Here is a 23993-nt window from a genome sequence, read left to right on the forward strand (position 1 = left end):
GGCGGTAGCTGCAGATGGCAGATCGAGGGGGAATACCTCAGTTTGAATGGGGAGCAATCGGCAGAATATCTCCCAGCCTAACTGGTGAGCCAAGACCGTTTTTTTCCGTCCGCTTGAAGCATCTTGGTCATTTAGCGCTGAAGGTTCCGTCGACGTATTACGGCGATGCCTTAACGTGGGACCAGTTAGCCAGTTTAGGCATGCCCTGGGGGGACAATACAACACTGCTGTATGAGGCGCCGCTGCCGGGGTGGAGCTACCGTTTTGATATCGGCTTAAAGCGGTTTACGGTAACCGACACCGAAGGGCAGGCCACAGTATATAACAACATAAAGACTATTAGTGATCTAGGAATATCGTGGGATATCATAAGCAGTCACCAGTTTGTGCTGTTTTTTGACGCTCACTTTGAAAACGATGCTTTTTTAATTGGCTGGTATTTAAAGAAAGGGTATCCCATACCACCGGAGTGGGATATCATTCCTGAGATTTTGTGCGATATATATGGTTATTGTTGGTCCGATGTCGAGGACTATTTGCAACCAGGTGATTATGCCGTGCATTTTGGCAGGTTATTGGAGAGGCAACAGGAAACCGTTGACATTGAAGTTCCGACATCGCTGTCTGAGTGTGAGCGTAGAAACTTACTTGTTAATACTACTGTCGACTTGTCCCGGGCTACTGGTGGATTCCAGCCGAATTTGAAATTAAGTCCTGAAGAAAAACACATGGCTAAAAAATCTAAAGATCGCGCCGCAGAACTTATTCCAGTGGGTATATTGCTCATGATCGCTTTGTTTGCTTCCATCAGCAACGCTTCGAAACCCGCGTTTGAACCCTGGATGCTGTGGGAGCTTTGGCGCTGGCTGGGGTGTGGCACCGTCGTCGTTCCCCGTGATAGGACCTTTGATTTATCGCCATGGTGGGGGTAATATATGGCTGACAAAATATCTGAAACCATTGAATTTCTAACGCAAATACACAAGGCCTGGGATGGCACGGAGCAGCGGGCGGCACTTAGGGCCAGACCGCGCCGCTCCGTTTCCTATGACTATATATCCATGCAGCCCTGGCAAAGCCAGTACCTGCGGGCACTGACCTACAGTCAGCAGACCCAGCTGTTTCAAATCCCGCTTTGGCATGCTGCCGACAAGATCAATGAGCAAATCTACGAAGCCCAGGCGGTCATCCCGATATCGACCGATTGCATCTGGCAATACCGGGGCTGCAGCCATGCCATGGTCTGGCTGGACGATTCCTATGGCGGCACCTTATATACGCTGGAGCAGCTCGGCAGCGCCGGTGTCCTGGGTCTAAATAAGCAATTTGACCGGGAATGGGAGCGCGGCGTGCTAACCGTGGCGCCGGTGGCCTGGGGCGTACTGTCCCAGGCAGATAAATACCTCAATTACACCAGTGCTCTTTCCTCCATGACTCTTACCGTAGAGATCCTGCACGAGGCTCAGGCACCGGCTTTTCCTGGACAATACGATGAATTCCATGATGAAGAAGTCAAACTAATCTGGGGAAGAGGGCTGCCGGTAATCTATAACGGCGCCGAATTATTTCTGGTGCCGCCAACATGGTCAGACGATATAAACGCAAGTTTTTCCCGTTTGGCTAACCGACTTGATAACAGCACCGGTGCTTTTCTGTACGATTTACGGAGCCCTGACCCAACGGAAACCAGGGAAATACAATATATCCTCAAAGGCCGCCGCGAGATTAACAACTTGCAGCGGTTTTTCTATCGGTGTAAAGGGCGGCTGCACTCCTTTTATGCCCCGACGTGGCTCATGGATGTTGAACTGGCGGTAGATGCGCCTGCCGGACAGAATTACTTACTCAGCAAATGGCCAGGGTATTGGAAGTACTTTGGCGGCGGGCAACGCCGTAAAACCTTACTTGTTTTCCATAAAGACCTATCGGCCAGCATCTTAAACGTGGCCGGCTATACCACCAACGAAACCGGTGAGCTCGGCAAGATTTACCTGGATGCGCCGCTGAAACAGGCACTTCGGAAAAGTGATATCCTTATGATCAGTTATCTTTGCCGGTACCGGCTGGATAACGATTTAATGACGACCGATTATGAAACGGTGGGCATAGCCAAATCATCTTTAACACTCGCAGAGGTGACAGAATAATGGCAGGAACCAACATTGGAACCTATGAGTATTCCCAGCAGGACGGCCAGCCGATTGAATGCTACAAATTTACCATTGGCATTACCAGGTATCAGTATACGTCCAGCGTGGATAATATTGACCTGAAGTTTGTTGAGAACGGAATGACGCGGACAGAGACCTACCTTGCTGATTATATTAAGCGTCAAAATGTCAAACCAACGTGCAAGGGAGATTCTTCGGCACTGATTGTAATAGTAACGAAGGACAATCCGGTTGCTAAGATGTATCAGGGACCACCGCCGGAGATTCCGGTATTGCTTAAAATATATCGTTTGCATGAGCAGGATTATAATCAACGGGATATTGTGTTTACAGGCCGCGTAAGCCAGGCATCTTTTAACGGATCTGACTGTGAATTGACGGTGAAAGTGGAGAACTGGGCAGCGCGTGAAATCCCTAACGGAAAACGGCAGTATACCTGCAACAAAGTTGTTTACAGTAAGCGTTGCCGCCTGAAAGAGGAAGAATGGCAAATCCCGGTGTTTATCGATCGAGTGGTAGGGCTAAATATTTTTTCCACGACGTTCGCGCTGTATCCGGACGGACACTTCGCAGGTGGGATATTTCGGTTTGAGGGAAACGTGCGGCTGATTGCGGAGCATGTGGGTGATCGTGTCCGGCTAAAATATCCTTTTATCCGTACGCCGCGCAATGAAGTAATTGTCGCCCCAGGCTGCGACCACCTTTTCAGTACTTGTGCGAAACGGTTTAACAATGCGCTGAATTTTGACGGTTGTCCCTGGGTGCCGCCAACCGATCCAAGCAAAAAAGAGGTTGGAAAAGGCGTGTATTGGGTTGACAGTCAGGTTATAAAGCGGGATACGGACGGCTATGTTGGCGTTATCGATTAGGAGGTAAATATGGCTTTAAACTATTTTACAGGCTATACGCTATCGACTCTGGCGCTATATTTTCTTAATCGCGGTAAAACCGGCAACAGTGAACAATATGATTCTAAGCCGGAAGAACTTAGCGTTGCAGAGACTCAAACAGGGACGCCGCTGCCGGTAGTACTGGGCCGAACCTTATTAAAGAAGCCGCTGACGATTTACTACGGAGATTTTAAAGCAGTGCCTTACACCGAGACGTATGCGGCCCATGCTCAATTTTCGGCATGGCCATTGGTGCTATCATTAATTGCCGCATATATATCGGCTCCCGTAACTGGGCACCAAGCTACTCCGGCAACAGTAACAACCAGCGTACACGTAACAGTACATACCTCTGGAGGAGCTGGTACTGGGAGTGGAACTGGCACTGGTCAAGCTTCTGGAGCAATGGTAAAAGATGATATGACAGGCCCGCTGTTAAATTCATTATTCAGTTGGTTGTTGATGTGGCTGATTAACGGACGGAACTTGAAAACAACCGTCCAAAAAGGATTTAAGTATTATCTCGGCTATCAGCAGCTTGTTTGCTGGTCAAACCAAGGCATGCGCCTTCGTGCTGTATATCTTGGCCAGAACAAGGTATGGGAGGGAGATGAATCCAGGGAGAATCATTTATCCGGCCCATTGGTCATCCCTATCCATGATGAGAATCTGTTCGGCGGTCCGGATGAAGGCGGCGGATTTGTTGGTGAGTTGCATGTCTACCTGGGCGGTGAGAACCAGATGCCGGACCCCTGGATGCAGCAGCAAATGCAGGCTGAAAGCGTCCAGGAAGAACTGCGCGGACTGACGCCGGCCTACCGGGAATTTGTGTCTGTGGTGGTACCTACAGCTTACGTAGGAAAAAACGCAACCATACCTGAGCTGTGGTTGGAAATGGAGTGTATCCCTAACCGCCTGGGATTGGGAGCAATCGGCGAGGATGCCAATCCCGCTGAGGTGCAATATGAAATTCACGTTAATGAAGATTGGGGACTCGGTGAAAGCGCGGATACTGTAGATGTGGACAGTCTGCTGGCTATGGGGCAACAGCTAAAAACAGAAGGATTAGGTATTACAGTTTCCATCTCCCAAATTGTAGCGGCTAGGCAAACTATTGATGCCATCTGCAATCATATTGATGCTGTCCGGTACCAGGACCCGCAAACCGGGAAACTAACCTACAAATTAATCCGTGATGACTATGCTACAGAACAGGTGCCCTTGCTGAATGAAAAAAACTGTTCCCATGTTATGATAAACCGCTTGGATTGGCAGGAGACCATCGGCCAGATATCGGTAACCTATACGGATCGTAAGGCTCAATATGAACAGTCTTCAGTCGACGACAACGATCCGGCTGTTATCGAAATCAATCAAGGTTCAAAGGCGCCAAAGTCTTATGATTACCCTTATTTTACATCAGCCGAAAATGCACTGTGGGCAGCAAAGCGAGAGGCGGCTCAGCAGGGATACCCTTTGGCTACCGGCACGATAGAAGGAAACCGTACTCTTTATGCCATTCGTACCGGTCATGTAGTCCGTCTCGACTGGCCGGCGTATGGCTACAGTAACCTGATGCTTCGCGTGACCGACGTAGACTTGGGTGATTTTATTGACGGAACAATCAAACTGGAAGTCATAGAAGATGTATTTGGACTTGGGAAAACCGAGTATGGTTTCTCTGGTTCAACGAATTGGCAGGACCCTAAGAAGTTTCCTACCGGTGTGCAGGAGTATCGGTTTATGGAATTGCCTTATGAACTGATGCCGGACAAGGATAGTTATATCTATGGTATGGCCGCTAAGCCGGATGCCGACACACAGCGGTGGACTATCTGGCGTCAGACAGCCACTATGCCGATGAACAGCACCAACAGTACAACGCAGTGGACCCCGGTTGGAAAGATAATTTATGACTATCCCGAATTTGGAGATGCCATTGATATGAATGGATTTGAAATCATAGACATCTCCGGACTGGACAGGCTGGTTTCCGCAACGTTCCCCAACGGCTCGCCCAACATTGAAATAGCCCGCAAAGGCGGCAAAGTCCTGCTTTTGGGCAATGAGCTCATGGCCTGGAGCAGTATTACAAAGCTGCCCAGCGGCAACTGGCGCATTAATGGGATTATTCGGGGCATTTTTGACACGGTGCCTGTCGCTCATGGTAGTGGTGAAAAACTATTTTTCCTTGACCCTGGCACCTATGCCAATGTTACGACTGGCGGCCCGGTGTGTTTGGCCGGCAATGCAGTAACAGAAACCTATAACATTACCACGGCCACTGCATACTCTACGGAGGAATTAAATCCGCAAAAGGCAGTTAGTGTTACGACTGTGCACCGATCGGAGCGCCCGAGCCCTCCCGGATGTATCCGGATGTCGTCCTTTGGGGTCAGTGAGTCAACCAAGATCGACAATCCTATCGGGGATATTTCGTTTTCATGGTCTCACAGGAACAAAGTTCTGCAATCCTACGGGGCTATATCGCAAGACGATACAACACATTATTTCACTGGGCAGCTATTTGAATTGCCGGAGGGGGCCTTATACCGCATACAGATTTTTGTAGGCGGTATTTTTGTTGCCGAATGTACAACCATAGAAACTGTCTGGCTATACACCTGGGCGCAGCGATGCAGAGATAGTAATAACCTTGACGGTGAAACACGCATTGAAATTTGCACTGTACAGAACGGTTTGGTATCCTACCAGCTACAAAAGCGAACCGTACAATGGAAAACACCGACCATGATTGATGCAGTCATCGACGAATCCGAAGTGCTTAGTCGCCTGGCCCTGTGGGGAGAACCCTTGCAGCTTACCGTCCCGGCCAGCGAGTATTCGGATTTATTTCAGGTTGCCTATTCAGATATGGCTTTATTTGTGTTAGGAACAACCGCAGGCACACTGACTGATAAAGCTATTCTGGCGCGTGATGGCCGGTATATTGTGCCGGACGGCAGAATCGCAGTAGTGAAAGACAAAAGCAGTTATGAAATTATGACTATGGATGAGTATTACACGTTTCGTTCGCATTATGTGGAACAGCAATCTGGTGGGGATGTGTTGTACATTTATCGACTATAGGGGGTTGAGTTATGGCAGTTACATCGAACTTAGGCATACCATTACTGGAAGGCAGTACCCTTATATCCAAGGATGCCATCAATACTGCCTTTAAAAAAGTTGATCAGGCGGCTCTGGCAAAATCCCATGCAGACAGTGGCGGGCATTGGGCAACCTGGCAAGCCGAGCATGACTATGTTCTTAGGGATATTATCCGTACTGACGATTGCTATTCCTGGGGATATCTAGAGTGTATTACGGCGGGGACATCCGGAACTACTGCACCCGATTGCCCTTATGGTGCCGGGGATACCGTTATTGACGGGACCGTGGTCTGGACACTGCGGCAGATCGGCAGTGGAGGCGGGGGCGTAATCAATCACAAGGACCTTGCAGGCAAATCGTTGCCGGATCAGCACCCGATTGGTGCAATTACCGGTCTACAAGAAGAGCTTGATGGCAAAGCCAGTAAAGTAGAGGGCAAAGGACTTTCCACCAATGACTATGATGATGAGTCCAAGGCCAAGGTCGATAAAATCATTGATGAAAATGGCCGGTTCACGTATGATGGCGAGGATTTCTACACTAAATCGGAATCCGATACTACTTTCGTTGCTATTGCTGATTATCAGGACCAGCGCTCTTTGACCTTCGTCGGCAGCAACCGGACGCAGCAGTATCCCTGGTCCGGTCAGGTGCAGCTCATTCAGGTGAATTATACCGAGGAACGTACTTCGGATATTAACTTCTGGGTGGAAAAACAGTACAAATCAGACTTTGAGGCTAAACTCGACGCTTGGCAAAAGATAGGGGGACAGATTTTGAACTTACCCCTGGATAAGATCTATATGGAGTATGCGGTCACCGGTGCGATTGCGGCTGGGGATATGATTCGTCTGACCATGCCGGATGATGACCCGAATATTACGGTCCAGGTTAGTATTTTTAACGACAATAATTTTTAGGAGGTTGTTACTATGCCAGTACCGACAGATTATATTTTTACGCCAGGGAGCTGCAAAAAGAGTGAAATTTTTGACTTGATTGTAAACAAATTAAAAGCGGAAGGATGGACAAATGTGTCCTCTCATCCGTCTACTGATTTTGTAGTGCTGACTTCGACAGGCAATACAGAGAATAAGAACCTGGTTTTACAGCTGAGAAAGGGAAACGCGGCGGCAACGGCTGGCAGGGATGTCGATACCACGGCTTACTGCCAGATGTCCTATCGTCTGCAAGACACATACACGCCAGGAACTGCAGGTGCTGCCGGTGTATTCGGCAGACCTTCCTTAGCATGGACAGATTTATATATTACTCCGGTTGCGGCAAACGGCACGCTGGCAACTGATACTATCGTGAATTACAAAATGTATGCCGATGCCAGCAAGATTATACTTGCCATTGAATACCCATCTGCCACGGGGTACAATCCTGTGCTTATTTACATGGGGGCACCAGATACGTCCTTTATGCCTCAATCAGCTAACTCTAGTACAATTCTAGCTACGTCAAATACTACTGCTACAGCAGCTAGCGTTATGGTAACTAACTCTCCGGATGGAATAGGTAACGTGGCAGCGCCATATGCATTAGCTACTAGTTCCCTGTTGCCAACTAAGAGTCCAAATAATGGCGGAAAGTATATCGTATCTGACATATATTATGGTAGCGCAACAGAAGGTATGCGTGGTAAACTTGACGGTATACTGTGCGCGCTAAACACTAATCTTTTGACTGGTGACAACATTACAATAGGTACGCAAACGTATTACGTATTATGCTGTGCAACGCAGGGAAGTACCTCGTTCCCTAGTCAGGCTATATTAGTAAGAATTAGCTAAGAGGTGTAGCTACAGCACATAAACGAGGTGATATAGCGTGCCTTACATAATTCTCGATATAGCGGGAAAGTGGTTTAGTACAACTGAACACGCCACTAGTACTTATGTATCAGTTAATGAAGTAACTGTAGGACCTACGATAGTATCAGGCAACTACGATTATTCTACGTTTACCCTAGAAGCTCCTTTAGCAACAGATATAGGTGGCAATGTATCGGTAGGTGATTATTGGGATTTATCGAGTTACGGTAGATTAAATCTTACAGATGGTAGTATAGACTATGCATCTTCCATACATTTTACAATATTTCTATCATCTAATGATAATTTGGATACGAGTTACTTTAATAGAACGGCACTTGAAATACCGCGTAACCCAGGTACAGTTAATGTTTGGGTTGGTAACGTGTCGTTTAGATTACCTAGACAGATAACTGCTTATTACTGTGACTCATTCACAGTAGAGGATAACTTAACGGCGCGTAGTAATACGGGTCTTACCTTGATAGGTACTGTAGACATACCATCAACAACTACAGCTAGTACCATGTTTACTATGGGAACACTACAAACAGCTACCATGGAAGGGACATTATCTACCGGAGTACAAATTGGCACTAGAAGCAAGGTAGTAAGTGGTTTATTACTACCTAGTCCTAGCACCGGATTACGCAGCGTAGCTAAGCAAGGATTGTATTTACCTGCACCTATCATGGGAGTACGTAGTGTAACTAAGCAAGGTGCATACATTAATGCTCTTACCCCAGACTCAAACGCTATAGACCATGTAAAACTAATTGTTACGCCAACCAATACATATTTTGGTTCCGGAATTACAGTTGATGCAAAAAACAACCTGTACGGCATTGGGAAGTACCGGCTGTATATGAACAAAGCTATTGCGATTCCCTTTCTGAGCGATTTTGGCCCGATAGATCAAATCTCATTTCCGCTGGACATATCCCTGCTTCCGGTGGGGTCTACACCCTGCCGGATCGAGTATCTTTTCCCAGATGGAAATAAAGAGTATATCGACTTTGCTGTAACAAAAGAGGCAAATAACAGACAAGCCGCAGTAACCACTCTATATTGGTATTCGGGTGGATTTGATATTACCGGGGATACTCAGTATATAACCAGTGATGGTTTCAACTCAGGAGTATTGGCAACGGCAGGAATAGGAAAAAAGGCTACGATTAAGACATCTTCTGTTACTTCGATTGATTTATCCCATGCACATGAAATATATGGGGTTAACCTGGAATGCGATGAACTTGGATGTTTCTTCTTAGTTAGTTTTGATAATCAAGTCACATGGCATTCGTTTATCAATGGAGTTTGGGAAGAATGTACTCAAGAAGGAATAGCCACTAAGGGAATGACTAAATCAGTTATTACAAGTATTACAAAGGAACAATGGGACACGATATTTCAAAAAACAGAATTTAATGTTATGGTTTATATGGACAATAACAGTGCTGTTACACCGATACCTATGCTAGCCGATGAACAAGTATGGTCTGTAATTTTAAATAAATCTGGGACTAAAAATGTCACTTACGAAGTTCCGGAAGGTCTATTTATTACCCGAGTCGCTTTATATGGAAGTAGCGATGGTTTTTACAAATACGCAACTATTAATTACACTGATGGAAGTATCTATTCTTTCCAAGTAGCATATAGTTTATCTATTTATACAATACCACTAGATAAAGAAGTTTCTTCAATATATATAAGAACTGAGAGCAGTGTATCTAGCAGTGTTATTTTGTATGCGGTAAACAAATATGCTTGGTTGAAAAGCTTATCCGTCCTGTTTCTGCCCAACTACCCGCCAGCGGTCACCGATATTGACTTATTGCCACCAGAAACGCATACGGACTCTGTCTTGTCCGCTCATATAAAGGATGCTGAAGGAGATTCAGCTTACTACAGGGTCTCTGTCAACGGGGAACCAATGACAGAGAATTTTATAACCGAGGGCACTGAGTACGATATCGAGATAACAATACCCAGCAGCATGACTGCAGTCGGTACCAACGCTATAACCATTCAAACCTTCGACGGCCTGACCTATAGTGATGCTTATACCACATATCTGACCAAAGTGGATGCCAAGCCGGTTGTTTCGGGAATCCTGGACAAGCTTCAACTTATTGCGTTGGTAACGGATGACGACGCAGAAGACACAATCAGCTATAGAATCAGTTTAAACGGGGTGGTAAAGGTTGATTGGAGTAATTTTGTGCAGCCGCCAATAAACGTGAGATACAACATAAGAAATGCGGATGTCAATATTGGGGTGCAAAACACGCTTACGTTGGAAGTACAGGATAGTCTGGGCGAGATTACGTCCGTTGACTTTGATTTTGTTGGACAGCTTTACAATATGAAAAGTAGATATTCTTATATTTTGTAGAGCCGAGGGGCTCTATTTTTGTGGGTGATGATATGCATATGCCACGCGAACCATGCCGAGCGGTTATTTTTTATGCATAAAATGGGGGTGCGAAAATTGATAAACTATGTTAATGACTTAATACAACGCGCTTGGAAAATGTTCTCTGATATCCAGTTCTTGGCTTTGATTGTCGCTATTGGAGCGATAGGAACGAACATCTGCGGCAATAGGTTCTGGGCAGTTCTTTTCTTGTCTTACGCTGCAGTATTTGCTGACACTTTAACTAAGTGGATTGCGGTGACAAAAGCGTATTACCACGATCATGAATTAAAATTAACTACTTGGTTGCTGATTGTTAATATAGTATTTCATGGTCCGGCATGGTCAACGGGGTACTTGGAAAGCAGAAAACTGGGGCGCATCTTAGAAAAACTACTGACATATACTGTAGTAATTACTCTCTGTCATGCAGCGGGTAAATGGCTGCCTGTTCTTGATTTGTTCGGTTTGGTGTTTAATCCGGCAACTGTATTTCCAGCATCGGCCAGCGCCGGTGTTTTTTTAATTGAGTTTAAATCAATTAACGAAAACCTTAAGGAGATGGGGCAGGCTGGGTTGTCTGAAATACTAAGCAATTTGGTTAGCGCAGTGTCAAATAAAATATTTCCGAATCAAGGGGGATTGAAATGATTAAAGGTATTGATGTAAGTTACCACAATGGTGAAGTAGATTGGCAGGCCGTAGCTGATGCCGGAATTGAATTCGTCATGATCCGCTGCTCGTATGGACTACAATCGAAGGATATAATGTTTGTCCAGAACGTTGCTGGAGCCAAGGCTGTCGGACTTTCAGTCGGAGCGTATCATTACAGCTATGCATTAAGCGTAGAAGATGCAATTCAAGAAGCTGCGAATTGCCGGGAAGCTATCGAAAGCACTGGGCAATTATTAGAGCTACCGGTATTTTTCGATATGGAGGATGCGGATGGTTACAAGGTGCGAAAGAGTTTTGTTTTTGACCCAACAGAAGTAACAGCAATTTGCAAAGCCTTTATCGACAATGTTGGCCTTGATTGCGGCGTTTATGCAAGTTATTCATGGCTTACAGATGTAATTGATTGGCGCTCACTTGGCTGTGCCGTTTGGAATGCTCAGTGGAGTGCCAACGACGATATTAAGGGGTATATGTGGCAGTACACTGACAAATTGGAGATTGGCGGTCAGTACTTTGATGGCAATATCAAATATGAATAAATAGGGGTGCTTCTATGTTAAAAACCACTGGATTGCGGATGTTTTGCTTTTTCTTTACAGGCGACATAGCCGAAGGTCAAATTGGAATTAATTTAACTAACCTCAGTATAGCGGCAGCGTTCTTCGCTGCCGGTTTTATTGTAGGCAAAATATAAATAAAAATAGCGCCACATAACGCGGCGCAAAAAAGGGGAGAGGAATCCATGTTTAGTTTAACCAAGCGCCAGGCGGCTATACTGCTTGGCGTTGTTTTGTTATGCGTGGGTGGATGGATGCTCTACCAGCACTACAACCAACCGGAGCCGGTGACGGCCGAGAGCCAGCAGCAAGCCGAAACGCCAGCAGGTGTAGAACTAGCAGCCCAAAACGCTCACATAACCATGCTGCAGTCGCAATTACAGGAAGCGGCCAATCAGATAGCCGAGCTGAAAAATAAGCCACCGGACACGATCGTTAAAACTGTGCCGGTGGAAATTGAAAAAGTGGTCATAAAAGAAGTTGAAAAACGTGGCGCCAACTTTGCTATCGTCACCGATCCGGCGCAGCCGGACAAGCAAGTTAACCTGCAGGAAGTCACAAGCTTACCAGCAGAAACACCAATTACCCTGAATCAGTACAATGTGTTCGCCTATAAAAAAGTAATTCGTGGCGTTAATGTGTACCCGGATTGGAGCAAGGCAGTCCAGGGTAAATTTAAACTTGATGAGGTTACTGCCGATGTTAGCCGCAGGATTACGAAGGATGGAAAGTATTTAGGTGTTGTTGCCGGTTATGATTTTAGACATGACTATGGAAAAGCTGGGTTGAGATATTCGTTTTAACATAACGTTTACCAATCTATAACACAATAGTCGATATTGTAGTGTAACATTAAATCACCCTTAGGTTAACCTTCCTTATTGCCGCCTGCCGGGTTCGCCTGGTAGGCGGCTTTTTTTATTTCTTAGAGCTGAGCGATGACCCGTTAAAAAAATAGCTAATTTGAATGTATATAAGTCAGAGCAGATTTACAGGAAAATACATCATAAATAAGAGTTCCTTATTATGCGTGATTTTAAATAGTATTTGTAGGAGTGCAAAACGGTAACAGTAGGAGAACAATTAACAGTAGTGGAACCGGAGTGGTTTTTGTAAAATCTTATTTTGCAATCTATTATCATAAAATGGAGGAATTACCCATTAATTAGCGAAGATATTGGACAAATGGGGGAGATTAATATATGAATGAAACAATTATTAACATAGACTGGAACGGACCGTATACATTGAACGATTTATCAGATATCCAGGACGATAATGTCGATTACGGTGTATACCAAATATATGGGGCGCACCCCATATATGGTGCAGAAAAATTGCTATATATCGGGAAAGCGGACAAGCAAACATTTGGAACAAGAATATCTCAAGAGGGCTGGGATTCCAATAGTGATGCTAATGGCTTAAAGATTTATGTTGGCTGGCTGACCGGTAAAATTCCTACAGAGGAGCAGTGGTCTAAAGAAATATCCCTTGCAGAAAAATTGTTGATTTACTCTCATAAACCGGCATATAACTCGCAAAGTATAAAGCAAGTTAATGACAAGGATCTTCTTTCAATACATGTATTAAATTGGGGTAAATATAGAGATTTGATGCCAGAAGTATCAGGTATGCGTTGGACTAGTAAGTTTGAACTGCCGCGATATCAACTGGATAAGGTTTTAGATCTATATAATACAACCGATAATTCGTAAAAAATTTTTTTAGTAAGTTTCACCTCTTTATATCACCAAACAAATATTCAAAAATAAAACCATGAAAACCTACGTAGAAATCCCAGCCCAACACGACAAATCAGGCGATTCCACCCATTAATATATACTGGCCAGACGGCCGCAAATTCGAAGTGGATAAAGTACTGGACGTTCACATGGCACCGTCACTATCGGCGGCGGTCTCGGATGAGGTATGTTTGCCGGATCAGTAATAAGCAGGTCAATCTGTTTCATGATGATTTGGATGGGAAATGGTTTATTGAGAAATAGTTTTAGCCCCTGGACATCGACATCACACAGGCGTGCCGTCTACCTTCGGGGGGCGGTATTTTATTATCCAATCCCTTTCAACACAATCCTTAGAATAGGGATATATAATTTTTATTGTGAAATGCTTTCCGTAATAACTTCTCCAACCCAGCTACTTAGCTGGGCTATTTTTTGCCATTTAACTTCGGGAAGTTTTTATACAATGGGATCACAAAAGCGGGGCGATGAGGAGGTTATCATCGTCGTTAAAAAAAACATAGTAATTGTAATGTATTAAATTGGAGGTAAACAGGCTTCTACCCTTGGGTACTATAAGTTGCAAGAAGATTACAGTATACGGAACAAGATGAAAGCGAGGCGGTATTTTTGAGTTTAGATGATTGTACAAATGGTAAATGTGAGGCCGTTATAAAGCATGAAATTAGCATTAAAGACCTGATCAGGTGGCAGAAGTCGCAAAATGGTGCGATACATGATGCTAATAGCAAGATCGATAGATTAATATTGGGTATCATCGGTATTCTAGCTACTTCCATTCTATCGTTATTGGGAACGATTGTTTTATTGCTGAAAAAATAGACGGGAGTGATGTTTGTGTGGAACTATCTAATGCACGCGCCCCTTGTGCTGATAGTCTGTATATTCGCAGGCTATTTCTTGGATGGTAGCAAAATGTTGTACATGGTTATATTATGACTTGACTGCATGCGATTATAAATCGGTTATGAGTTTGATTAATAGCAAGCCGAAGCAGCTCAAGTTTGCGGTAAGCAATTAGAAGGTGGTAAAGTCATTGATATAAAGCCGGTATAATAATTAAGCCCTTGGCGTGTGCCGGAGAGTTGCACTCCAACTACTTCAACCAATCTTTAACCAATCTTTAATTTACCTCCAGGCCCCTATGTTATAATAATTACCAAAGAGCAATTACGGAGAGAGGGTAAGGAAACATGGACACTTACAAACATCTATCTGTAGAAACGCACTTTAAATTCTGGAGGGAACATACATGAAAAGACAAACCGCTATGGCTCTTGCAGCGGTATTTGCAATGAGCGTAGCAGGCACAGCACTGGCTGCTCCTGCTAATCCTTTCGTCGACGTACCGGCAAAACACTGGGCTTATGATTCCATTAACAAACTTGCTCAAGCAGGCGTAATCTCCGGCTCCGGCGACGGCACCTACCAAGGTGACAAAACTCTTACCCGTTATGAAGTTGCTACTATCGTAGCCAAAGCTATGGCTAACAGCGACAAAGCTGACGCTGCATCCCAAAAAGAGATTGAAGCTCTGAAAGCAGAATTCGGCGCAGAACTCAATACCCTCGGCGTTCGCGTTGACAACCTCGAGAAAAATACTTCCAAAGTAAAGTTTACTGGTGAGATTCGCGAACGGTATGATTATCAAGATAATATTAAATTCTTTTCTTGGAGCAAAGATCAATCCGAGAATACCAGCAAAACTCGTCTGCGTTTGAACATGGAATCTCAGATTGCTGATGACATAGCCTTCCATGGCCGCTATGAAGCTGAAGGTGAATGGGGAACTTCGGCAACTTCAAAACTTACACAAGCCTATATTACCGGCAAAGCCATAGGTTTAGATTATAGCTTTGGTCGTCAGCCTGTCTGGCTGGGTCAAGGCCTGATTGCAGACATCGAAGGTAATTGTGATGGCTTGCTAGTAAGTGGTGGTAAAGATGTGAAAGTTACCGTAGGTGCTTTCAAGACTACGCAAGCGCTTTACATGATTCCCGCAGATTGGTATAAACAAAGTGGAAATTTTTATGCCGCCAATGTTGATGCAAAAGTAATGGATAACCTGCATGTTTCCTTGTCTTACCTCAAGATGCATGATGATACTTTATTTGGTTATTATGGTGGTGCTTACAAGACTACATCTGTTGGCTTAAACTATACGGGTATCAAAAACTTCACTATTAGTGGTGAATACGGCCAAAATGACTCTGATTTTGCCAAAATGTATGATGGCGATAAAGCCAAGGCTTGGATGGCCAAACTCCAATACGCAGGAGCCAAGAAAGACAAGGTAGGTTCTTTTGGTGCCTGGGTTGGCTATAGAAACGCTGATCAGGGTTTTGATGTTCTTGAACTCACTACGCTTGACAGTGCTCGTCAGACAAACATCGACTATGGTTCTGACATTACCTTTGGTAATTTAGATAATGTCAAAGGGGCTGAATTCGGCATTGAGTACACTGTATTCCGTAATGGTATCTTTACTTTCCAATATAACGATCTGGAGCTTAAAGATGATTTTTATGGATACTATAACAAGGATAAGAAAAACTTCTTTGCTCAATTAGAATATAGCTTCTAATTAGTAGCTAGGCTGATTTCCTGGTTACTCCAATATAAGCAGTAAAGCCCTCGGCGCTGGCCGGGGGCTTTGGCGTTATTGCGGTATTACTGTTTTTATAACTTCGATTACTCTTTCAGGATTATTATCAGTTTTAACATGGAATTTAAGTCGGCTTCCTTCAGGGCCAGAAAGCATAGCGGTAAAGGTGTCGACGTCTTTAACTGGCATATCATTTACTTTCGTAATTCTATCACCAAACCTAAGTCCAGCCTGGTAAGCGTTGCTTTTGGGATCTACGATGCTCACAAAAATAGAATTACCAATCAAACCATCTGCATAGCTAAAACCATAAGTAGGTTCAAACGCTTGTACTTGAAGCGCTAGTTTGTCTATTTTTTCTTTGGCAAGATAATTTAATGCCGATATCGTCGAGTCAGGATTCCAACCACCCATTATTCCTTTGCTTACTATAGTTTCTATTCCAGGATACTTTTCCTGTAATTCTTTTGACATTTGGCTAGGAACAACCATTGATAAATTATCAGCCTTTGCTTCCCATAAAGAATTGATATAATTATACATTGTGTTTAAATCATTCAATTCAGCCGTGAAACTATTGGGATTGGCCTCTTGAAATGACTTTAATTTGTCGTTAATTTTAGAATGCTCATTACGGAACTGATAATAAGTAATGTCGGAATAGAAACTAGCATTTAAGGTTTGGAAATCTGTAACGATTGGTTTAAGTTCTTTTACCCCCTGAGTATCTGCAAAACCCGAAGTGGTAAGTAACAATAAAAGTATCAGTAATAAAATAATCTTTTTCATAAAGCAGCACTCCTTCGATAAGCCTTGTAATAATAATACCACAGCATACATGAAAATCCTGCTATACGGATTGGCGTATTCCACGTAAAAAAAGAACGTAATTGTGGCTTTGTTTTGGATTAAGGGTCAAAACATGTTTCCTTCTATTATATATTGTGCGTATTTTCGGTAAATAGTAAATTGCTGGTTGCGATTATGTTAGCAGGAAACTTTGTGGATGCGTAGAATGTTCTATAATGGAAAAGTAAGGTTGTAATAGCCTTAACGACTCCACCGATGGATCAGATATTTGGTCTTCCCAAAGTCGCACAGTTTTTTCATTGATACCGAGTTTGACGGCAAATTGCCTCTTTGTAAATCCGTGATACAGCCGACACTTTCTGATACGCTGAGCTAGTGTTTCAGATGGCAAATTCTCGTAGCAACCCAACCACCAAATGGGTTGCTCTAATAAAATAGAAAGCTTTTTTATAGTATCAATTTCAATCGACTTGCCATTCTCTGCATGAGACACAGTTGCTTCATTTAATTCAGCTTTGTTGGCAACCTGTTTGATAGTCATATTCTTGCGATAACGTGCCCAACGGATTCGCTCCGCTGGGGTATTACCAGGAGGTGGGAGATTAGGCTGCAAGCTTGTACATTTAATTAGATCATAGGAGCCATTGTTCTCTACACGGGTGTCCGTGTGGTTTTAGTTCTGATCCGTCAAGGGAGTGCAGTTGCACGCATAGTGACATTCGCCGATATCAAAAGAAAATATCAGGCCCCTTATTGGACCGTTTAGATATAACAATTCACGTGCCGCGGCTTGAGTATAACGATTTGGTAAGAAATACAGAGCAAGAGCCATCGGTCATTATTCGGCAGCGTGTGGAGGCCGCAAGGCTGATTCAGCACAAACGGCTTCAAAGCTTTGGCTTGTATGCAAATGCTCAGATGGAACACAAGCATATAAAAAAACTATGCAAGCTGACGCCTGCTTCGATAGATATTCTCAAGCAAGCCTTTATTAAGATGAATCTCAGTGCGCGAGGCTATGACAGAATAATAAAAGTAGCTCAGACTATTGCAGATTTGAGTGGCATAGTGCAAATTGAAGCAACTCATATTGCGGAGGCCATTCAATTTCGCAATGACTTCCAAACAATTTCCAGGAAATAAATACCTTTGTCAATGATATATTTATCCACGTTAGATATAATAAAATAGGAAGTCTAAAAAAAAGGGGGGGTTTAAATGAATAAGACAGTGTGGGTTGTTATTGCTATAGTTGGGGTGTTGCTGGTAAGCGCTGTGTTTAGTTATAACACGCTGGTTAGCATGAATGAAAGTGTTAATGGTAAGTGGAGTCAGATTGAAAACCAACTGCAGCGTCGAGCCGATTTGATTCCTAATTTGGTTAATACTGTGAAAGGGTATGCTGCCCATGAACAACAGGCAATTCAGGCTGTAGCTGATGCACGTGCAAAGCTGACAGGAGCACAAGGCCCGGTTGGTAAGGCAGAGGCAAATGCTGAACTGAATTCAGCTCTCAGCAGACTATTGGTTGTCGTCGAGAATTATCCAAATCTTAAAGCTGACCAAAATTTCCGGGCACTTATGGACGAACTTAGTGGTACCGAAAACCGGATTGCCGTGGCCCGAAAAGATTATAATGATGCTGTGCAAGGCTATAATGTAAAAATACGTTCCCTGCCAACAAGTCTGTTTGCTGGCATGATGGGTTTTGGACCCAAAGAATATTTTAAAGCTGAAGAAGGTGCAAAACAAGTTCCACAGGTTAAATTCTAATTGGCCAAGCGAGGGGATAGCTTATGAATAAAAGGTTAGCTTGGCTAGTTCTGGTAGGGTATATATTACTAGCAGCAAGTGCTTGGGCTCAGCCTCAAATTCCTCCGGCACCGACGCAGAGTATATATGTTCAAGACCATGCTGGCGTACTGGATTCTGAAACCAAGAGCAAAATTAATAGCTTAGGCAGTAAGCTGGCGGCTAAAACCAAAGCACAAATTGTGGTATTGACAGTCAAGTCTCTTGAGGAAACCCCAGTGGAGACGTATGCCTTGGAGGTACTAAGACAGTGGGGTATTGGTGATAAACAGTTAAATAACGGTGTGCTACTGTTAGTTGCTGTAAATGACCGGCAATCCAGGATAGAAGTAGGTTATGGCTTGGAAGGTGCTCTTAATGATGCCAAAACAGGTGCCATTCAAGATACGTATATGATACCCTATTTTGCCGCCAATGATTATAATAAAGGTATTTGGAATGGCTATCAGGCGTTAGTTAATATAACAGCTAAAGAGTATAATCTGGATATAAGTACTGATGCCAAGCCAGCTAAGGCACAGTCTATTGCCAATCAATCTTGGCTAGATACTCTGCCATGGTGGGCACAGCTTGCACTAGTAGCAGGAGCATTGGCGTTATTTATCTGTGATTGGCTATTTCTAGGCGGAAGCGTTACCTATCTTATTCTTTCCTTACTGCGATTTCGTGGTGGCGGTGGTGGAGGTTCCGGTGGCGGCTATGGCGGTGGTTCCGGTGGTGGTGGCGGCTCGAGCCGAAAGTGGTAATTAATAATAGTGAACAAAAAAGACAAAAAAAGGTGAAGCAACCGATCTGGTTGCTTCACCTTTTTGTTCACTATTATTTTACCAAAGCAAGACGGGGATTTGGACGGTAACTTCGGCCAACTTTACCACAAGGTTGACCATCTACCATAACTACATCTGCCGTGAAGTTGATATTATCATTAAATAAACTACTGCCAACAGCATAAACGTCAACAGGCACATTAGCCGCCTCAAACTGCTTGATGCGCTCAGTGTTAAAACCGCCAGATACCATGATCCTTACATGAGTAAATCCCTCACGGTCAAGAGCCTGACGGACATTTAAAACCAGTTGTGCGCAGACACCAGTAGGTTTAAATGTACCCATATAAGGGAGTACCGAAGCATCAACAAGGGTATCAGCAGTATCAAGGCGAACCCCCCCTAAAGTATCACCCATTTCTCTGGCTACGGCCAAAGCTGTTGCAACGCAGTCATTGGAAAAATCGATAAGCGCTACTCGGCCTATTTTTCGATCTGTATGGGTATCAAAGGCTTTGGTGGCCCGTACAGTATCGCCGCCATAAGCAGAAATTAAAGCATGAGGAATGGTGCCAAGTGCATCAGCGCCCCAGAGTGAGCCATTAGCAGGCGTAGAAACACCAAATACACCGCCAATGTGAGCCGCATAACCGTCGGATTCCTGGACAGCATAATGATCAAACCGTGAAGGGAAAAATAAAACTGGTTTACCATTAGCCGCTTGTACTACCCGCTGCACATTAGTGGCAATTTTACTTTGGCGGGAGAGTGAACCCAGATAAACAGTTTCTAGATGCGAAAAATTTGCCAAATCGCCCTCAATAGTCATAACAGTTTCCCAGGGGGCAATCGGATCGCCGTCATACAAGGCATGAATAACTAAATTGTCAGGATCATGGGCGCATTTCTTAATAATGGCAATAGCCTCATCAATACCACATATAATGGCCTGTTGACGCTGAAACACTTGCATTACTACTCGGGGACGGTGGTTGTCTTTGATTAGAATTTCTTGGGTGCGTAAAAAATAACTGTCGCTGAAATAGCCACTTTTTATCTGTTCAACAGGGAGATTAAAATGATCAGGCGATAGGCGTTGTCTCATAATATGCCTCCTAGATATTGCAAATCTAATGATAATTCTCTAAAATTTGCATAATAATCTTTATTCTACATGATTTTATGATACAATAAAATCATATTTTTCCGCAATAGGGGAGGGTGCTAATGCAGTATAATATGCGAATAATTGAAATAAAAAACCGGGAGCAGGCTCAAAAAGAAGTGGCAAGGGTTAATTGTGATCCCGCTGGAGCAGCTATTATGTCAAATAAGGCTGTTTATAAGACTATAAAAGTTGAGAATGTAGTAAGCAAGGCTGCGCTTATTTTAAAGCAGACATTTCTTTCTAAAGGCGGTGAGGCCTCAGTCTCAAGAGGAGCAGCTGATTATAGCAGCCAATATACGGATGTACTGCTAAGCGGTAGCTTAAAACATTTCAAACAGTGTATTCCCCAACTGAAAGTTCAACCATGGGGACTGAAAAAATTAGCTGAGGAATTGGAAGCGATAATAGCGGTTGACGAAAAATTTCCCCAGCGTAATTATAAGCTAGGGGCGCATACGCTAGCAATTTCTCCGGAAAAAACCTTGATTATGGGTATTTTGAACTTTACACCAGATTCCTTTTCCGATGGCGGGAAGTTTAACAATATAGATGTTGCCTTAAAACATGTCGAACAAATGATTAAAGATGGTGCTGATATCATTGACATTGGTGCCGAATCGACCAGGCCATACGGTTCGCATAAAATTTCGGCTGAAGAAGAACTGGAAAGGCTAATGCCGATAGTAGAAAAAGTTCTGGAGACCTTTAGTATACCGGTTTCTATAGATACTTATAAAGCCAGTGTTGCCAGGGAAACGCTAAAAGCGGGTGCGCATATTATCAATGATATCTGGGGTCTGCAGTTTGACCCTGAAATGGCTAAAGTAGCAGCCGAGTATAATGTTCCTGTAGTTATTATGTATAATCAAGGCGAGGCTGAGTATCAAAGGGATATTATGTCTCATATGCTGGAATTTTTACGGCATAGTATGCAGATTGGTGAGACTGCTGGCATAGAGCCAGATAACTTTATTGTAGATCCAGGTATCGGTTTTGTCAAAAAGGCTTCAGACAATCTAGTTATCATGGCCCGCCTAGACGAACTTAAGTCGCTTGGTTGCCCGGTACTTTTAGGTACTTCGCGTAAACGCTTTATAGGCGATATATTAGATGCTCCAGCTAATGACAGAGTGGAAGGAACAGCTGCTACTGTAGCATTAGGAATTACTAAAGGTGCAAATATTGTTAGAGTACATGATGTAAAAGCCATCGCCCGCATTGCTCGTATGACCGATGCAATGCTCAATGCGAAATACAAGTAGGGGGAGTCAAAGTGAGTCATAGAGTATCTTTAAAAAACATGGTGTTTTACGGCTTTCACGGGGTATATGAATTTGAACGGGAGTTAGGACAGCGTTTTTATGTTGATCTTGACATGAAGGCTGATTTAAGCCAGGCTGGCAAAAGCGATAACCTGCAAGAGACGGTAGACTATGTATCTATCTATAACCAAACTAAAGAGATCGTAGAAAACAATCGTTTTCAGCTTTTAGAAGCATTAACCTACCATATTGGCGGAGAGGTTTTGCGGCTGCACCCCCTTGTGGAAGAAGTGATCGTACGGGTGCGCAAACCCTCGGTGCCAATTGCGGCAGCACTTGATTATGTGGAAGTTGAGTCTGTGCGGAGACGTGAACAATGATCGTTTTGGGACTGGGTTCTAATATCAGCAATACTATGCATACCAGGGAAGAAAATATTGCTACTGCAATCAGACTGTTAGGTAATCATCCCAGAATTTCGATTGAAAAACTATCTTTATTATATGAGACGGAACCGGTGGGTTTAAAAGAGCAGCCTAGTTTTCTCAATGCAGTGATTGCTATTAATACTGATTTGCAGCCGCTAGAACTGCTTTCCATTTGCCTGGAAACGGAACGACAAATGGGAAGGGTTCGAGAAGTTCGCTGGGGTCCGCGTAACATTGACATTGATCTTTTGGTATATCATGACGTAGAGATGACTACTACTGTGCTTGAACTCCCGCATCCGCGCATGCCTGAGAGAAAATTCGTCTTAATTCCGTTAGCGGAGATTGCAGGCCATATAGCAGTATACAAAGGAAAGACTGCACAAGACCTGCTGATGTCCACAATTGATGACAGCCAAGTCAATGTATATGGTGCAATATATCCTTCTGAGCAGGCGGCTACGCTTGAGTAAGCGAATTTTATTTATCAGCGCCCCGATAGGCGCAGGTCATATCAGGGCAGCGCAGGCAGTCAGTCAGATTCTTACGATGAAGCATGGATGTGAAACTGAGTTATGCAATGTATTTGATTTCTTTCCCTCCGCTATTGGTCAGGCAATACTTACAATATACTTAAAAATACTTACTGCTTTTCCTGTGCTCTATGGAGCTGCCTATGGCTGGGGGAACCAAAGCCGTATGGCGCTGTTTGGACGAGAGTTAATTAGTCGATTTCTTGCTAAACGCATGCTAAATTATATTAATGAGTTTCAGCCGGCAGTTATTGTATGTACTCATGCAACTCCGGCAGGACTAGTGGCATGGCTAAAGAAAAAGGGGCTGGTTACTGTTCCAACAGTAGCTATCGTTACCGATTTTGTTGTTCACCGTCTATGGGTATACCCTGAAATAGATTACTATTTTGTAGCTCACCTTGCTCTGGCTGATTATTTACGTCAGTATGGCATTGCTGCTGACTCCATTGCCGTTACAGGAATACCTGTTAGCAATAAGTTTAGTCAAACAAATAGTACAGAGGAGCTAATGGCTAAGCTTAAACTTTCTCCAGGCCGCAAGAATATTATGATTATGGGCGGCGGTGCAGGCGTTTTACCAATAGATGAAATACTAAATTTATGTAATCAAATTGACAGACCATTACAGCTTATTGCTATAGCGGGAAAAAACCAGTCGCTTTACAGGGAACTTGTTCAAATTGCAGCAGCTGCCAAGCATCCAGTCAAGGTTCTGGGTTATATCGATAATGTACACGAGTATATGAGTGTTGCCGATTTATTAATATCCAAACCTGGTGGGATGAGCTCAGCAGAAGCTCTGACCAAGGCGGTGCCACTTGTTATTTTCCGTCCTATACCGGGACAGGAAGAAGCAAACACACAGTTTTTATTAGCAAGCCATGTTGCTCTCAGGGCAGATTCTCTACCAGAATTGCAAGCCATTTTAACCCGGTTACTATTTGAGGATAATGATGATTTATCCGCGTTACGTCAGCAGGCCGGGTTACTTGGTCGACCTAATGCAGCTGCAGATATTGCTAAATTATTATTAAATTATTGTAAAAAAAGCAGAATTATTATAAAAAATCTTAAAAATAGGTCCTTAGGCCCTTGACCTTTAGATTTTATTCCAGGTATAATTGCTATTACCTACAATTTTCCAAGTATTTACTATGTGCTATTGGCGTTTCAATGTTAGCTAAATGTGGAGG

Annotated in this window: 24 protein-coding genes and 1 pseudogene; 22 read left to right on the forward strand and 3 right to left on the reverse strand. The window is 43.7% G+C overall.

Annotated features, from left to right (window positions below):
- Positions 1-14: 14 nt before the first annotated feature.
- The 14 genes from SALPA_RS22610 to SALPA_RS22670 all read left to right on the forward strand — a co-directional run bounded on the left by SALPA_RS22610 (position 15) and on the right by SALPA_RS22670 (position 15996).
- Complete coding sequence (locus SALPA_RS22610; RefSeq protein WP_145099310.1) at positions 15-932, forward strand: hypothetical protein; 918 nt, start codon at positions 15-17, stop codon at positions 930-932.
- Between the two features lie 3 nt (positions 933-935).
- Entirely contained in the window at positions 936-2147 is a 1212-nt protein-coding gene (locus SALPA_RS22615; RefSeq protein ID WP_145099314.1) for a hypothetical protein, read from the forward strand.
- Positions 2147-3040, forward strand: coding sequence for a phage BR0599 family protein (locus SALPA_RS22620; protein ID WP_145099317.1), 894 nt, complete (start codon positions 2147-2149; stop codon positions 3038-3040). Before SALPA_RS22615 ends, SALPA_RS22620 begins: the two co-directional genes overlap by 1 nt.
- Positions 3041-3049: 9 nt before the next feature.
- Positions 3050-6151, forward strand: a complete 3102-nt coding sequence (locus SALPA_RS22625; protein ID WP_145099320.1) for a phage tail protein — start codon at positions 3050-3052, stop codon at positions 6149-6151.
- Between the two features lie 11 nt (positions 6152-6162).
- On the forward strand, positions 6163-7095 hold the full coding sequence (locus SALPA_RS22630; RefSeq protein ID WP_145099323.1) for a hypothetical protein: 933 nt from the start codon (positions 6163-6165) through the stop codon (positions 7093-7095).
- 12 nt (positions 7096-7107) lie between these two features.
- Positions 7108-7974, forward strand: a complete 867-nt coding sequence (locus SALPA_RS22635; protein WP_145099326.1) for a hypothetical protein — start codon at positions 7108-7110, stop codon at positions 7972-7974.
- 37 nt (positions 7975-8011) lie between these two features.
- Positions 8012-10393 (forward strand): hypothetical protein, encoded by a 2382-nt coding sequence (locus tag SALPA_RS22640; RefSeq protein ID WP_145099329.1) that lies wholly within the window; start codon positions 8012-8014, stop codon positions 10391-10393.
- Positions 10394-10480: 87 nt separating this feature from the next.
- A complete protein-coding gene (locus tag SALPA_RS22645) occupies positions 10481-11065 on the forward strand; it encodes a hypothetical protein (protein ID WP_222428096.1) in 585 nt (194 codons plus the stop codon).
- Positions 11062-11628, forward strand: a complete 567-nt coding sequence (locus tag SALPA_RS22650; RefSeq protein WP_145099334.1) for a GH25 family lysozyme — start codon at positions 11062-11064, stop codon at positions 11626-11628. Before SALPA_RS22645 ends, SALPA_RS22650 begins: the two co-directional genes overlap by 4 nt.
- A gap of 14 nt (positions 11629-11642) precedes the next feature.
- The gene (locus SALPA_RS29260; protein ID WP_186451195.1) at positions 11643-11783 is read left to right on the forward strand and encodes a hypothetical protein; all 141 of its coding nucleotides are present in this window, start codon (positions 11643-11645) and stop codon (positions 11781-11783) included.
- A gap of 48 nt (positions 11784-11831) precedes the next feature.
- Positions 11832-12449 carry a hypothetical protein gene (locus tag SALPA_RS22655; protein WP_145099337.1) on the forward strand — a complete coding sequence of 206 codons (618 nt, stop codon included), beginning with the start codon at positions 11832-11834 and terminating at the stop codon, positions 12447-12449.
- Positions 12450-12848: 399 nt separating this feature from the next.
- Positions 12849-13364 carry a hypothetical protein gene (locus SALPA_RS22660; protein ID WP_145099340.1) on the forward strand — a complete coding sequence of 172 codons (516 nt, stop codon included), beginning with the start codon at positions 12849-12851 and terminating at the stop codon, positions 13362-13364.
- Between the two features lie 657 nt (positions 13365-14021).
- Positions 14022-14234, forward strand: coding sequence for a hypothetical protein (locus SALPA_RS30575; protein WP_222428097.1), 213 nt, complete (start codon positions 14022-14024; stop codon positions 14232-14234).
- Between the two features lie 430 nt (positions 14235-14664).
- Positions 14665-15996: an S-layer homology domain-containing protein gene (locus tag SALPA_RS22670; protein ID WP_145099343.1), complete on the forward strand. Its 1332-nt coding sequence runs from the start codon at positions 14665-14667 to the stop codon at positions 15994-15996.
- Positions 15997-16071: 75 nt separating this feature from the next.
- Here SALPA_RS22670 and SALPA_RS22675 read toward each other — a convergent pair whose 3' ends face one another.
- A complete protein-coding gene (locus tag SALPA_RS22675; protein WP_186451196.1) occupies positions 16072-16806 on the reverse strand; it encodes a PDZ domain-containing protein in 735 nt (244 codons plus the stop codon).
- A 193-nt stretch (positions 16807-16999) separates the two neighbouring features.
- Positions 17000-17440: a helix-turn-helix transcriptional regulator gene (locus SALPA_RS22680; RefSeq protein ID WP_255451307.1), complete on the reverse strand. Its 441-nt coding sequence runs from the start codon at positions 17438-17440 to the stop codon at positions 17000-17002.
- A 50-nt stretch (positions 17441-17490) separates the two neighbouring features.
- On the opposite strand from SALPA_RS22680, the pseudogene SALPA_RS31675 reads away from it, so the two are divergent.
- From SALPA_RS31675 to SALPA_RS22695, 4 genes and pseudogenes are all read left to right on the forward strand, one after another.
- Positions 17491-17619 (forward strand): annotated as a pseudogene (locus SALPA_RS31675) (ATP-binding protein); the annotation flags it as partial.
- On the forward strand, positions 17608-17970 hold the full coding sequence (locus tag SALPA_RS22685) for a hypothetical protein (RefSeq protein WP_255451444.1): 363 nt from the start codon (positions 17608-17610) through the stop codon (positions 17968-17970). The pseudogene SALPA_RS31675 and the gene SALPA_RS22685, both read left to right, overlap by 12 nt.
- 75 nt (positions 17971-18045) lie before the next feature.
- The gene (locus SALPA_RS22690; protein WP_145099355.1) at positions 18046-18600 is read left to right on the forward strand and encodes a LemA family protein; all 555 of its coding nucleotides are present in this window, start codon (positions 18046-18048) and stop codon (positions 18598-18600) included.
- Between the two features lie 23 nt (positions 18601-18623).
- Positions 18624-19385, forward strand: a complete 762-nt coding sequence (locus SALPA_RS22695) for a YgcG family protein (RefSeq protein WP_145099358.1) — start codon at positions 18624-18626, stop codon at positions 19383-19385.
- Between the two features lie 73 nt (positions 19386-19458).
- Here the strand turns inward: SALPA_RS22695 and SALPA_RS22700 are convergent, their stop codons facing one another.
- Positions 19459-20511, reverse strand: coding sequence for a nicotinate phosphoribosyltransferase (locus SALPA_RS22700; RefSeq protein WP_145099361.1), 1053 nt, complete (start codon positions 20509-20511; stop codon positions 19459-19461).
- Positions 20512-20633: 122 nt separating this feature from the next.
- Between SALPA_RS22700 and folP the strand changes: the two genes are divergently transcribed.
- Genes folP through SALPA_RS22720 form a run of 4 tightly spaced genes read left to right on the forward strand, consistent with a single transcriptional unit; the run spans position 20634 to position 23896 of the window.
- On the forward strand, positions 20634-21836 hold the full coding sequence (gene folP, locus SALPA_RS22705) for a dihydropteroate synthase (protein ID WP_145099365.1): 1203 nt from the start codon (positions 20634-20636) through the stop codon (positions 21834-21836).
- 11 nt (positions 21837-21847) lie between these two features.
- Complete coding sequence (folB, locus tag SALPA_RS22710) at positions 21848-22216, forward strand: dihydroneopterin aldolase (RefSeq protein WP_145099368.1); 369 nt, start codon at positions 21848-21850, stop codon at positions 22214-22216.
- Positions 22213-22737, forward strand: coding sequence for a 2-amino-4-hydroxy-6-hydroxymethyldihydropteridine diphosphokinase (folK, locus tag SALPA_RS22715; RefSeq protein WP_145099371.1), 525 nt, complete (start codon positions 22213-22215; stop codon positions 22735-22737). Before folB ends, folK begins: the two co-directional genes overlap by 4 nt.
- On the forward strand, positions 22730-23896 hold the full coding sequence (locus SALPA_RS22720; RefSeq protein WP_255451308.1) for a glycosyltransferase: 1167 nt from the start codon (positions 22730-22732) through the stop codon (positions 23894-23896). Before folK ends, SALPA_RS22720 begins: the two co-directional genes overlap by 8 nt.
- The last annotated feature ends 97 nt before the right edge of the window (positions 23897-23993 follow it).

It is taken from the genome of Sporomusa sp. KB1, from assembly GCF_007830295.1.
In the GTDB taxonomy this organism is placed as follows: Bacteria; Bacillota; Negativicutes; order Sporomusales; family Sporomusaceae; genus Sporomusa.

Coding starts and splice junctions, on each gene's coding strand:
- SALPA_RS22610 (WP_145099310.1), top strand. CDS start 15: ATGGCAGATCGAGGGGGAATACCTCAGTTTGAATGGGGAGCAATCGGC.
- SALPA_RS22615 (WP_145099314.1), top strand. CDS start 936: ATGGCTGACAAAATATCTGAAACCATTGAATTTCTAACGCAAATACAC.
- SALPA_RS22620 (WP_145099317.1), top strand. CDS start 2,147: ATGGCAGGAACCAACATTGGAACCTATGAGTATTCCCAGCAGGACGGC.
- SALPA_RS22625 (WP_145099320.1), top strand. CDS start 3,050: ATGGCTTTAAACTATTTTACAGGCTATACGCTATCGACTCTGGCGCTA.
- SALPA_RS22630 (WP_145099323.1), top strand. CDS start 6,163: ATGGCAGTTACATCGAACTTAGGCATACCATTACTGGAAGGCAGTACC.
- SALPA_RS22635 (WP_145099326.1), top strand. CDS start 7,108: ATGCCAGTACCGACAGATTATATTTTTACGCCAGGGAGCTGCAAAAAG.
- SALPA_RS22650 (WP_145099334.1), top strand. CDS start 11,062: ATGATTAAAGGTATTGATGTAAGTTACCACAATGGTGAAGTAGATTGG.
- SALPA_RS29260 (WP_186451195.1), top strand. CDS start 11,643: ATGTTAAAAACCACTGGATTGCGGATGTTTTGCTTTTTCTTTACAGGC.
- SALPA_RS22655 (WP_145099337.1), top strand. CDS start 11,832: ATGTTTAGTTTAACCAAGCGCCAGGCGGCTATACTGCTTGGCGTTGTT.
- SALPA_RS22660 (WP_145099340.1), top strand. CDS start 12,849: ATGAATGAAACAATTATTAACATAGACTGGAACGGACCGTATACATTG.
- SALPA_RS22670 (WP_145099343.1), top strand. CDS start 14,665: ATGAAAAGACAAACCGCTATGGCTCTTGCAGCGGTATTTGCAATGAGC.
- SALPA_RS22675 (WP_186451196.1), bottom strand. CDS start 16,806: ATGAAAAAGATTATTTTATTACTGATACTTTTATTGTTACTTACCACT.
- SALPA_RS22690 (WP_145099355.1), top strand. CDS start 18,046: ATGAATAAGACAGTGTGGGTTGTTATTGCTATAGTTGGGGTGTTGCTG.
- SALPA_RS22695 (WP_145099358.1), top strand. CDS start 18,624: ATGAATAAAAGGTTAGCTTGGCTAGTTCTGGTAGGGTATATATTACTA.
- SALPA_RS22700 (WP_145099361.1), bottom strand. CDS start 20,511: ATGAGACAACGCCTATCGCCTGATCATTTTAATCTCCCTGTTGAACAG.
- folP (WP_145099365.1), top strand. CDS start 20,634: ATGCAGTATAATATGCGAATAATTGAAATAAAAAACCGGGAGCAGGCT.
- folK (WP_145099371.1), top strand. CDS start 22,213: ATGATCGTTTTGGGACTGGGTTCTAATATCAGCAATACTATGCATACC.